Here is a 10,216-nt window from a genome sequence, read left to right as displayed (position 1 = left end):
GGTGGTCGTGGGGGAGCGGCGCCCCGGCGCAAGGGGCGAGCGCCTCGACTGAGCAAGGGGGCTCAGCGGATGCCGCCGAGCGCCGCGAGATCAACCGCCTCGCCCAGCAGGGCCGGGAGGCGCTCCAGGCGGGGGAGTACCGGCGGGCCGCCCACCGCTTCGAGCGGGCCCTCGACCTCGACGCCCAGCGCGGCGTCCTCTGGCAGAACCTCGCCACGGTCCGCCACAAGCAGGGGCGCTACCGGCGCGCCGAGCAGCTCGCCCTGCACGCCGCCGAGCTCGCCGGCAGCGACCCCACGCTGCTGCGCGAGAGCTGGTGGCTGGTGGCCGCCGCCCGGCTCGAGCAGGGCGATCGCCAAGGCGCCGAGGAGGCGGCGCAGATGGCGCGGCGATTCGAGGATGCGGGTGGCCCCCGGGTCGGTGCACTCCCGCCGGAGCAGTAGCCCCTACGTCCGCTGCGCGGTCGACGCGCTCCGCGAGGGCGGGGCGCTCGCCGCGGTCGCGCCGGGCTTCGCCGAGCGCCCGGAGCAGCTCGAGCTCGCCGCGGCGGTGGCCGCGGCGCTCGAGGCGGACGAGACCCTGATCGCCGAGGCCGGCACCGGGATCGGCAAGACCTACGCCTACCTCGTCCCGGCGCTGCTCGACGGCCGGCGCGTGGTGATCTCCACCGGCACGCGCACCCTCCAGGACCAGCTCTTCCACCGCGACCTCCCCCGCCTGAGGGCGGCGCTGCAGGCCCGCAGCGAGGCGCCGATGACGGCGGCCCTGCTCAAGGGGCGGGCCAACTACCTGTGCCGCTACCGCCTGCAGCGCGCCCTGGCGGAGGAGCCGCCCGCCGATCCCGAGCGGGCGGACGCCCTCCAGCGGCTCGCCGAGTGGGCGCAGGGGACGAGCAGCGGCGATCTCGCCGAGGGGCCGGCGGGCGTCGAGGCGGTGGCCGAGCGGGTCACCGTCAGCCCGGAGCGCTGCCTCGGCCAGCGCTGCCCGGCCTACGAGGAGTGCTTCTTCTACGAGGCCCGCCGCCGGGCTCACGAGGCGCGCATCGTCGTGGCCAACCACCACCTGCTGCTCGCCGACTGGGCGGTCAAGGACGCCGGCTACGGCGCCGTGCTGCCGGAGGCCGAGGCCCTGATCCTCGACGAGGCCCACCTGCTGCCGGATACGGCGGCCCGCTTCTTCGGCCACAGCCTCTCGGCCCGGGCCCTGCGCGAGCTGGCCCGCGACACGCGCCTCGCCGATCGGCGCGAGGCCGGGGACATGCCCGGCCTCCGGGCGGCCGTGGAGGCGCTCGAGGCGGCGGCGGACCGGCTGCGCGCGGCGCTGGGCGAGGGCGAGGTGCGGGCCGACTGGCAGGGGCTCGTCGAGGCCCGGCCGGAGGCGGCCGAGGCGCTGGCGGCGCTGCGCAGCGCCGCCGCGGCGCTCGAGGCGGCGCTGGCCCCGGCCGCGGAGCGGGGCGTGGAGCTGGAGGCCTGCCACCGGCGCAGCCGCGGGGCCCGCGAGGTCCTCGAGCGCTTCGCGGCGCCGGAGGCGGGCACGGAGGTGCAGTGGGTCGAGGCGCGGGGACGCGGCTTCGGCCTCCACCTCACCCCGCTGGACGTCGGCGCCGCATTCCAGCAGCGGCTCGCCCGGGAGGTGAGCGCCTGCGTGATGACCTCCGCGACCCTGGCCGTCGGCGACTCCTTCGCCGCCTTCCGGCGGCGGCTCGGCCTGCCGGCCGAGACCGAGGCCCTGCGCCTGGACAGCCCCTTCGACTACGCCCGCCAGTCGCTGCTCTACATCCCGCCGGGGATGCCGCAGCCGGGCTCGCCGGGCTACGACGAGGCCGTGCTGGCCCGCGCCCGCGAGGTCATCGAGGCCACCCCCGGCGGCGTCTTCCTGCTCTTCACCAGCCACCGGGCCCTGCAGCTGGCCGGCGAGCGGCTGGGGCAGCAGCTGCAGCGGACGCTGCTCATCCAGGGGCAGGCCCCGCAGCAGCGGCTGCTCGAGCGCTTCGCCGCCGACGGCGCCGCCGTGCTGCTGGGCACGGCCAGCTTCTGGCAGGGGGTCGATATCCGCGGCGCCGCGCTCTCGGCGGTGGTCATCGACCGCCTGCCCTTCGCCGCCCCCAGCGAGCCGGTGACGGCGGCCCGGCAGCAGGCGGTGGCGGCGGCCGGCGGCGTGCCGTTCCGCGATGTGCTGCTGCCCGAGGCGGTCATCGCCCTCAAGCAGGGCGCGGGGCGGCTGATCCGCGACGCGGGCGACCGCGGCGTGCTGATGATCGCCGACCCCCGCTTGCTCGGCCGCAGCTACGGGCGTACCTTCCTCAAGAGCCTGCCGCCCATGCCTCGGACGCAGTCGGCGGCGGATGTTGCCGCGTTCTGGGAGGGGGAGCCGTGGACCTGATCGACCGCCTGGCCGAGCAGCGCGTGAGCGAGGCCGTCGAGCGCGGCGAGCTCGATGACCTGCCGGGGGCCGGCCGCCCCCTGGCCCTCGAGGACGACGCCATGGTCCCGGAGCACCTGCGCACGGCCTACCGGGTGCTCAAGAACGCCGGCTGCGTCCCGCCCGAGCTCGCCGCCCGCCAGGAGATCCGCAGCCTCGAGGAGCTGATCGACGCCCTCCACGAGGACGCCTCGAGCGAGGCCGCCGAGCAGCGCCGCCACGCCGAGCGCCGCCTCGCCGTGCTCCGCGCCCAACTCGATGAGCGCGGCGGCGGCCGGAGCGAGGGCCTCCAGGCCGGCTACCGGGACCGCCTGCTGCGCCGGCTCGGGGGCTGATCCGGGGCGGCGGCCCCTTCCCTTCAGCGCCAAAGCGAGTACAATGCGCGGTTTACCTGAGTACGTATCGAGCGCGCCCTGAGGGGCGTAGGTGAGATCGCAAAAGCTGTAAGGGCGGCATATGGTTACCATTCGACTGGCTAGGGCCGGTGCAAAGAAGCGGCCTTTCTACCGCATCGTGGTCACCGAGGCGAAGACGCCTCGGGATGGGGCCTTCATCGAGCAGCTCGGCTACTTCAACCCCGTGGCCTCGGGGCAGGAGAACCCGCTGAAGCTCGATGTGGAGCGCTCCAAGCAGTGGATCGAGCACGGCGCGCAGCCGACCGAGCGGGTCGCTCAGCTGATCCGCCGCGCCGAGCGCGCGCAGGCCGCCTGAGCAGGCTACGGCTGCCGGCGGCACCGGTCGGCGTCTCGTGAGCAGCGGCGCCAGCGAGCAGATCGTCACCGTCGGGCGGGTCGCGGGCCTGTTCGGGGTCAGCGGCTGGCTGCGCATCTACTCCTACACGCAGCCCCGCGAGAACATCCTCGGCTACGGCGAGTGGTACCTGGCGGCCGGCGGCCAGTGGCAGCCGGCGGGCCTCGAGCAGGGGCAGCGCCAGGGCAAGGGGATCGTGGCCAAGCTCGCGGGCATCGACGGCCGCGATCAGGCCCGGAAGTGGCTCGGGAGCACGATCGCCGTGGCCCGCAGCGCCCTGCCGGAGCCGGAGCCCGGCGAGTACTACTGGGTCGACCTGGAGGGGCTGCGGGTGCGCACCGTCGACGGGGCCGAGCTCGGCGTGGTGGACCACCTCTTCGCCACCGGCGCCAACGACGTCCTCGTCGTCCGGGGCGAGCGGGAGCGCCTGGTGCCCTTCGTCCTCGACGAGGTGGTCGAGCGGGTCGATCCGCAAGCAGGGGTCATCGAGGTTGACTGGGACCCCGAGTTCTAGGCGCTTCGACGTGGTCACCGTCTTCCCGGAGATGGTCGAGCAGGTGGCCCGCTTCGGGATCGTCTCCCGGGCGCAGGAGCGGGGGCTCGTCGAGGTGGCGAGCTGGAATCCCCGCGACTACGCCGAGGACCGGCACGCCACGGTCGACGACCGCCCCTACGGGGGCGGCCCGGGCATGGTGATGAAGATCCCGCCGCTGCGGGCGGCGATCCGCGCCGCCCGGGCCGCGGATCCGCGGCCGGCGCGGGTGGTCCACCTCAGCCCCCAGGGGCCGCGGCTGGATCACCGGGGGGTGGCGCGCCTGGCCCGGCAGCAGCGGCTGATCCTGCTGTGCGGGCGCTACGAGGGGATCGACGAGCGCCTGCTCGAGGCCGAGGTGGACGAGGAGCTGTCCATCGGCGACTACGTCCTCAGCGGCGGCGAGCTGCCGGCGATGGTCGTCATCGACGCGGCCACGCGGATGGTCCCGGGGGCGCTGGGGCACCAGGACTCGGCGGCAGAGGACTCCTTTGCCACCGGCCTGCTCGACCACCCGCACTACACGCGCCCGGAGGTCTACGAGGGGCGCGAGGTCCCGGCGGTGCTGCGCTCCGGGGACCACGCCGCCGTGGCGGAGTGGCGGCTCAAGCAGGCCCTGGGGCGGACCTGGCTGCGGCGGCCGGATCTGCTGGGCGAGGGCGCGCTCGACGGGCGCCAGCGCCGGCTACTAGAGGAGTTCATCGCCGAGTACCGCGAGGTAGAGCGGACCGGCGGCGATCAACACGAGACGCAGAATCGAGGGGAACGGTCATGAACGTCATCGACGAGTTGGAGCGTGAGCAGATCGAGGCGTGCAAGCACACCGTGCCGGAGTTCGCTCCGGGCGATACCGTGCTCGTGCAGGTGTGGGTGCGCGAGGCCGGCCGCGAGCGTGTGCAGCCTTTCGAGGGGGTGGTCATCGGCAAGCGCAAGCGGGGGCTGAACTCCTCGTTCACCGTGCGCAAGACCTCCCACGGCGAGGGCGTGGAGCGCGTCTTCCAGACCTACAGCCCGCAGATCGAGCGCATTGTCGTCAAGCGCCGCGGTGACGTGCGCCAGGCGAAGCTCTACCACCTGCGCCAGCTCAGCGGCAAGGCGGCGCGCATCAAGGAGAAGGTCAACTAAGGGCCTCGATAGCCCGGCTCATCCGGGTAGCGGCGGGCTCCTGGGAGGTCTCTCCCATCGCCGAGCCCGCCGCCTGCTCGGGCTGCTCGAGGATGCGCTCGCGGGTCTGCGCGGCGAGGGCCCTTGCCGCCTCGGAGTCCTGGGGCTGGCTGCCCGTCGCCGAGCTCTGCGGCGCGGCGCTCACCTCGGCAGCGCTGCTCCCCACCCCGTCCGCGGCGGGGCTCCCCCGCTCTAGGCCGTCTCCCTGGGCGGAGCGCTCCGGCCCGCGCAGGGCGTCGCTGCCCGCCTCGCTCGGCGAGGGGTGCCTCCCCCGCTCGGCGCCGAGGGCCGCTCGCGAGGCGTCGTGACTGGCGATGCTCGGGTCGATCTCGGCCATGCCTGCCTCCCTCGGTCGAGGTGGAGAGCCCTTGAAGGGGGGCGATCACGCCTGGGTGATCGGGCGGCTGCGCGATCTCGGGGTGTAGGCGCCGTCCGTGCCGTAGGTCTGCTCCGCGGCCGCCTGGTGGCTGTTGGCGACGAGCTCGAGCAGCCGCTGGGTGTGGTCGAGGCTGCGGAAGATCAGCCGCCCGTTCGCCTCGTTGCGCGCCTGCAGGGTGCGCAGGCTCGCCTCCAGCCCCTCCCATGCCTCGCGCAGCGCCGGCGGCGCGATCCGCAGGATGGCGCGCGCACCCTCCCGGCCCTGCGGGAAGCCCATCTCCTCCAGGCGGCGCTGCAGCCGCCGCTCGCTGCGCTCGAGCGCCTCGATCTGCTCGCTCTTGCGCTGGACGAGCTCGTGGTAGCCGTCGAGGCGCCGCTCGCCGAGGTACTCGGCCTCGCGCTCGAGCGTCTCGGCGAGCAGGGCAGCCCGCTCCCGGCAGCGCTCGAGCTGCACGCGGAGCCGCTCGGCGCGCTCAGGGGAGAGCTCGCGGCTGCCGGGGGGCGTCAGCTCGGCCATCGCCGGGCTACTGCTCCCCCTCGATGAGGGCCTCGAGCTCGGCGAACTTCCGGGCGACCTTCTCGGCGTCGATCGGGTAGTCGCCGTCGGCGATCCGCTGCTTGATGGCGTTCACCCGCTCCTGATCGACCTCCGGCGACTGGTCGATGCGCTCCCGGACGGCCTGGAGCCGCTCGGAGGCCTCCGCCCCATCGGTCGCGGCGGCGCTGCTACTGCCTGCTGCCGGGGCGGGATCCGGCTGCGCCGCATCCCCGCTCGCCTTGTGCCCCTTGCCCGGCTGCGTCGCGGCGGGCCCGTGGGGCCGCGACCCCCCTTCGATCGGATTGGACATCGGGCTCTCCTCGTCCGTTCGCTTCCTGCCCCCAGTGCCTAGCCCATCGCTCGGATAGACGTCACCGTTTACCTCGGGATCGGCACGGGGAGAGAGAACTTTAGTCTAGCGCTCGCCACACTTTGGCGCACTCGCCGGTAGAAGGCAAATAGGGGGAGCCGGCCTAGAAGCCGACCCGGACCCGGCCCTCGCCGATCACGCGGCCCTCGATCTCCTGCCCCGAGTCTAGGTTCTCGACGCGAACGCGCTCTCCTTGACGCCCATCGTCTAGCGCCCGCCCCCGGCTGGTGATGCGAATCGCCGCCCCCCGGCCCGCCTCGATGAGCACGCGCTCGCCGCGCTCGACGAGCACCGGCGCCTCGAGCTGGCTCGCGGTGAGGGGCTCGCCCTGGCGCAGGCGGCGGCGCACCTGCTGGCCGACGACCTCCTGCGGGTCCGTGTACCACTGGCCGTGGATACGGCGCACGTCGCGCATCGCGGCGCTGACGTCGCTGCGCCGGAGCCGCGCCCCGCGCTGGAGCGGGCGCGCGGCCACCAGGACCGAGCTGCGGGCCTCGATCTCGGTGCGCACGTAGACCGTCCAGGGGGCCTCGCCCGTGCAGCGGACGCCGACCGTGCTCGCCCGCAGCGGATCGCGCCCGTGGGGGATGAACGCCTCGAGGGGGGCGTTGCAGGGGCGCAGGCTCAGCCGCCCGTCGAGGCCGCGGGCGGTGACCTCGACCTCCTCGTACGCCTCGGCGAGGGCCTCCTCCAGGAACGCCTCCGCCGCCGCCTCGAGGGCCTCGGGCGATTGCCGGGGCCGATCGGCGGCCGCGGCGCTGCCGATCAGCAGCAGCAGGAGGAGGGCGCACGGGCGCGGCGAGGGCGCCCTCGGCCGCGGCGAGGCGGTGCCCCTGGGGCGGGCAGCGGTAGCCATCTTGGACCTCCTAGGGCGGCGCGTATCGAGGGGCGTCGACTCCCGGCCATCTCCACGATGCGCCCGGATTACCGGATTATACGCCGCCGCCTCGGCGCTTTCTCTCACTGGGGAGGGGGATTAACATGGCGAGCATGCCAGAGGCGGCCTAGGGGCCGCAGCCTACGAGGAGCCCGGGACTATGGCCGGAATCATCGACTCCGTTGATCAGCGTACCCAGCTAGCGGGGCGTAACCGGATGGAGCTGCTGCTCTTCCGCTTCGAGGACCGGCAGCGCTACGGGATCAACGTCTTCAAGGTCCGCGAGGTGATCCCCGCCCCGGAGCTGAGCCGCGTCCCCCACTCGCACCCGGCGGCCCGGGGCATCGCCTACGTGCGCGGGCAGGCCCTCTCGATCCTCGACCTGAGCTACGCCACCTCCGGCGAGCCGATCCGCAAGGAGGAGGGCAACTACATCATCATCACCGAGTACAACCGCCAGACGCAGGGCTTCCTCGTCGGCGGGGTCGACCGGATCATCAACATCAACTGGGAGGAGGTCCTCCCGCCGCCGAGCGGCGGCGGCTCCGGCGGCTACCTGACGGCGGTGGCCCGCTACGAGGAGGAGATGATCCAGATCATCGACGTCGAGAAGGTGCTCGCCGAGGTCAACCAGGCCGCCGGCGCCGACCCGCACACCACCGAGGGCGGCGGCGTGGGCAGCGCCGCCGGCGCCGAGGCCTTCAAGGTGCTCGTCGTCGACGACTCGACGGTGGCGCGCAAGCAGATCCAGCGCACCCTCGAGGAGCTCGGCCTGCACGTCGTGGCCAAGGAGAACGGCCGCGAGGCGCTCGAGCAGCTGCGCGCCTGGGAGCGCCAGGAGCCCTCCGGGCTCGACGACCTGCTCATGGTCGTCTCGGATATCGAGATGCCCGTGATGGACGGCTACACCCTGACCCGCTACGTCCGCGAGGACGCGCAGCTGACCTCGGTGCACATGCTGCTGCACTCCTCGCTGAGCGGGGTGTTCAACTCGGAGATGGTGCGCCGGGTCGGCGCCGACGACTTCCTCGCCAAGTTCCACTCCGGTGACCTCGCCGAGCGGGTTCGCGCCCGGCTCGCCGAGGCCAGCCAGTAGCCACCGCCGGGGAGGAACCCACCTTGTCAGCGCTGTCGATTCGCGACGAAGACTACCGCGCGTTCGCCGACTTCCTCGAGCGCGCCTGCGGGATCGTGCTCGGCGAGAACAAGCAGTACCTCGTCGCCAGCCGCCTCGCCCCGGTGCTCGAGCAGGAGGGGATCGAGAGCTTCGGCGAGCTCGTCCGCGCCCTCGAGCGGCGCCCCACGGCGGGGCTCAAGGGGCGCGTGGTCGAGGCCATGACCACCAACGAGACCCAGTGGTTCCGCGACTCCTACCCCTTCGAGGTGCTGCGCAAGCACCTCTTCCCGGAGATGGAGCGCCGCCGGGCCTCGCCGGCGCGGATCTGGTCGGCGGCCTGCTCCTCCGGGCAGGAGGCCTACTCGGTGAGCATGACGCTGGAGGAGTACAACAGCCAGGGCGGGCGGCTGGAGGCCGAGATCCTCGGCACGGATATCTCGCCGGCGATGATCGAGGAGGCCAAGCGCGGCCGCTACCGGGCGAACGTCGCCAGCCGCGGCCTCTCCGCCGAGCGCCAGCGGCGCTTCTTCGACGCCGTCGGGAACGACACCTGGGAGGTCAAGCCCGCCGTGCGGCGGCGCACCTCCTTCCGGGTGCACAACCTGCTGGAGAGCTACGCCGGGCTCGGGCGCTTCGACATCGTCCTCTGCCGCAACGTGCTGATCTACTTCGGCTGGGAGTCGCGCCGCGACATCGTCGAGCGCATCGCGAGCGTGACCAAGCCCGGCAGCTACCTGATCGTGGGCGCCTCCGAGTCGCTGGCCCGCCACTCCGAGGAGTTCGAGCTCCTCCGCCTCGACGGCGGGGTGATCTACCGCCGCCGCTAGGGCCTTGCCCGGCGGCGCGCTAGCGCCGCCCCTCGCTCTCCCTCTATGCCCGCTCCTGCGGCTCCAGCGAGGCGGCAATCGCGTGCCCCTGGGCCGGCAGGAGCCGGCAACTCCCTACCGGCCCGGATAGGGGCACTACCCGCCCAGCCCGCGCCATACCGCGCAGGCCGTACCTGGCATGCAACCTGCATCTTGCGCTCAATGCCGCAAGCGCTGAGGAGAGGAGCATGGCCAGCCGTTTTGATCAGCCGCTCGGCGTGGCCGAGCCGGCCCTGCAGCTACGGGCGCGACGCCACGAGCTGCTGGCCTCGAATATCGCCAACGCCGACACGCCGGGCTACAAGGCCCGGGATATGGACTTCCGCGAGGCGATGCGCCAGGCCACCGGGCCGTCGCCGGAGCCGTTGCGGGCTACCCATGCCCAGCACCTCCAGCCGGATTCCCCCTCGTTAGCGGCAGGTGATCCCCAGGCTTTATACCGGGTGCCCCACTCGCCCTCGCTCGACGGCAACACCGTGGAGACGCACGTGGAGAAGGCGAAGTTCGCCGAGAACGTCGTCGACTACCAGGCGACGATCGAGTTCCTCAAGAGCCGCGTCCAGAAGCTCAGCGGCGCGATCAAAGGGAAGTAGCACGCTATGGCTCTATCGCACGCGCTCAACGTTGCCGGCACCGGCATGAACGCCCAGCAGCTGCGCCTCAACACGGTCGCCAGCAACCTCGCCAACGCCGAGACCGTGGCCTCGAGCCGGGAGCAGGCCTACCGCGCCCGGGAGCCGGTCTTCGCCGCCGCGCTCCAGCAGGCCCAGGGCGGCTACGCCGGGCAGGGCGGCTCCGGCGCCGGCGCCGTGACCCCGGCGGCGCTCCACGACCCCTGGTCGCAGGCCGGGCCGAGCGTCCCCGTCGCCATGCCGGGGGTGGTGGAGAGCGACGCCGAGATCCAGCCCCTCTACAAGCCGCACCACCCGCAGGCGAATGAGGACGGCTACGTCTACCGCTCCAACGTCAACAGCGTCGAGGAGATGACCAACATGATCTCGGCCTCGCGCTCGTTCCAGAACAACGTCGAGGTCATGAAGACCACCCGCGACCTGATGATGGACACCATCCGCATCGGCCGCTAGCCAGCAAGAGGAGCGCGAGCATGCTCAATCCGAGTCAACTCCTAGGCGGCGCCGGCGCCACGCAAGGGGCCCCGGCGTCAGGAGGTAGCGCGCCGCTGCCCGGTGGGGGGAGCGGGGG

General features: G+C 73.3%; 15 protein-coding genes. 11 read left to right on the top strand and 4 right to left on the bottom strand.

Annotated elements, in window-relative coordinates; genetic code table 11:
- The 7 genes from CKO13_RS07990 to rplS all read left to right on the top strand — a co-directional run.
- Positions 1-443, top strand: a 443-nt coding sequence (locus tag CKO13_RS07990; RefSeq protein ID WP_200259189.1) for a tetratricopeptide repeat protein, incomplete at its 5' end; no start/stop codon positions are given.
- Positions 406-2,382, top strand: coding sequence for a DNA repair helicase YoaA (locus CKO13_RS07985; protein WP_338034607.1), 1,977 nt, complete (start codon positions 406-408; stop codon positions 2,380-2,382). The genes CKO13_RS07990 and CKO13_RS07985, both read left to right, overlap by 38 nt.
- A complete protein-coding gene (locus tag CKO13_RS07980; protein WP_200259183.1) occupies positions 2,373-2,756 on the top strand; it encodes a DnaJ family domain-containing protein in 384 nt (127 codons plus the stop codon). The genes CKO13_RS07985 and CKO13_RS07980 overlap by 10 nt, the downstream gene beginning before the upstream one ends.
- A gap of 121 nt (positions 2,757-2,877) precedes the next feature.
- Positions 2,878-3,132, top strand: a complete 255-nt coding sequence (gene rpsP / locus CKO13_RS07975) for a 30S ribosomal protein S16 (RefSeq protein ID WP_200259180.1) — start codon at positions 2,878-2,880, stop codon at positions 3,130-3,132.
- A gap of 37 nt (positions 3,133-3,169) precedes the next feature.
- Entirely contained in the window at positions 3,170-3,685 is a 516-nt protein-coding gene (rimM, locus tag CKO13_RS07970) for a ribosome maturation factor RimM (protein ID WP_200259178.1), read from the top strand.
- Positions 3,663-4,478 (top strand): tRNA (guanosine(37)-N1)-methyltransferase TrmD, encoded by an 816-nt coding sequence (gene trmD, locus CKO13_RS07965; RefSeq protein ID WP_200259176.1) that lies wholly within the window; start codon positions 3,663-3,665, stop codon positions 4,476-4,478. The genes rimM and trmD overlap by 23 nt, the downstream gene beginning before the upstream one ends.
- Positions 4,475-4,828 carry a 50S ribosomal protein L19 gene (rplS, locus tag CKO13_RS07960; RefSeq protein WP_200259174.1) on the top strand — a complete coding sequence of 118 codons (354 nt, stop codon included), beginning with the start codon at positions 4,475-4,477 and terminating at the stop codon, positions 4,826-4,828. Before trmD ends, rplS begins: the two co-directional genes overlap by 4 nt.
- Here rplS and CKO13_RS07955 read toward each other — a convergent pair.
- From CKO13_RS07955 to flgA, 4 genes are all read right to left on the bottom strand, one after another.
- On the bottom strand, positions 4,821-5,204 hold the full coding sequence (locus CKO13_RS07955; protein ID WP_200259172.1) for a hypothetical protein: 384 nt from the start codon (positions 5,202-5,204) through the stop codon (positions 4,821-4,823). The two genes, rplS and CKO13_RS07955, sit on opposite strands and share 8 nt — an antisense overlap.
- Positions 5,205-5,249: 45 nt before the next feature.
- Complete coding sequence (locus CKO13_RS07950; RefSeq protein WP_200259170.1) at positions 5,250-5,762, bottom strand: flagella synthesis protein FlgN; 513 nt, start codon at positions 5,760-5,762, stop codon at positions 5,250-5,252.
- Between the two features lie 7 nt (positions 5,763-5,769).
- Complete coding sequence (gene flgM, locus CKO13_RS07945) at positions 5,770-6,093, bottom strand: flagellar biosynthesis anti-sigma factor FlgM (RefSeq protein WP_200259168.1); 324 nt, start codon at positions 6,091-6,093, stop codon at positions 5,770-5,772.
- 163 nt (positions 6,094-6,256) lie between these two features.
- Positions 6,257-7,009: a flagellar basal body P-ring formation chaperone FlgA gene (flgA, locus tag CKO13_RS07940; protein ID WP_200259166.1), complete on the bottom strand. Its 753-nt coding sequence runs from the start codon at positions 7,007-7,009 to the stop codon at positions 6,257-6,259.
- 181 nt (positions 7,010-7,190) lie between these two features.
- Here flgA and CKO13_RS07935 point away from each other — a divergent pair, with 181 nt between their 5' ends.
- The 4 genes from CKO13_RS07935 (at position 7,191) to flgC (ending at position 10,098) form a co-directional block, all read left to right on the top strand.
- On the top strand, positions 7,191-8,126 hold the full coding sequence (locus tag CKO13_RS07935; RefSeq protein WP_200259164.1) for a chemotaxis protein: 936 nt from the start codon (positions 7,191-7,193) through the stop codon (positions 8,124-8,126).
- A 23-nt stretch (positions 8,127-8,149) separates the two neighbouring features.
- On the top strand, positions 8,150-8,974 hold the full coding sequence (locus CKO13_RS07930) for a CheR family methyltransferase (protein WP_200259162.1): 825 nt from the start codon (positions 8,150-8,152) through the stop codon (positions 8,972-8,974).
- A gap of 227 nt (positions 8,975-9,201) precedes the next feature.
- Complete coding sequence (gene flgB, locus CKO13_RS07925; protein ID WP_200259160.1) at positions 9,202-9,606, top strand: flagellar basal body rod protein FlgB; 405 nt, start codon at positions 9,202-9,204, stop codon at positions 9,604-9,606.
- Between the two features lie 6 nt (positions 9,607-9,612).
- Positions 9,613-10,098 (top strand): flagellar basal body rod protein FlgC, encoded by a 486-nt coding sequence (gene flgC / locus CKO13_RS07920; protein ID WP_200259158.1) that lies wholly within the window; start codon positions 9,613-9,615, stop codon positions 10,096-10,098.
- Positions 10,099-10,216 lie beyond the last annotated feature (118 nt).

The sequence above is a fragment of the Halorhodospira neutriphila genome (assembly GCF_016584055.1).
Classification (GTDB): domain Bacteria; phylum Pseudomonadota; class Gammaproteobacteria; order Nitrococcales; family Halorhodospiraceae; genus Halorhodospira; species Halorhodospira neutriphila.
The sequence above is the reverse complement of the archived record's forward strand: the minus strand, read 5'-3'. Positions and strand labels throughout refer to the sequence as shown.

Bases quoted from the DNA above. Each gene is read 5' to 3' on its own strand.
- rpsP (WP_200259180.1), top strand. From the start codon at position 2,878: ATGGTTACCATTCGACTGGCTAGGGCCGGTGCAAAGAAGCGGCCTTTC.
- rplS (WP_200259174.1), top strand. From the start codon at position 4,475: ATGAACGTCATCGACGAGTTGGAGCGTGAGCAGATCGAGGCGTGCAAG.
- CKO13_RS07955 (WP_200259172.1), bottom strand. From the start codon at position 5,204: ATGGCCGAGATCGACCCGAGCATCGCCAGTCACGACGCCTCGCGAGCG.
- CKO13_RS07950 (WP_200259170.1), bottom strand. From the start codon at position 5,762: ATGGCCGAGCTGACGCCCCCCGGCAGCCGCGAGCTCTCCCCTGAGCGC.
- flgM (WP_200259168.1), bottom strand. From the start codon at position 6,093: ATGTCCAATCCGATCGAAGGGGGGTCGCGGCCCCACGGGCCCGCCGCG.
- flgA (WP_200259166.1), bottom strand. From the start codon at position 7,009: ATGGCTACCGCTGCCCGCCCCAGGGGCACCGCCTCGCCGCGGCCGAGG.
- CKO13_RS07935 (WP_200259164.1), top strand. From the start codon at position 7,191: ATGGCCGGAATCATCGACTCCGTTGATCAGCGTACCCAGCTAGCGGGG.
- flgB (WP_200259160.1), top strand. From the start codon at position 9,202: ATGGCCAGCCGTTTTGATCAGCCGCTCGGCGTGGCCGAGCCGGCCCTG.
- flgC (WP_200259158.1), top strand. From the start codon at position 9,613: ATGGCTCTATCGCACGCGCTCAACGTTGCCGGCACCGGCATGAACGCC.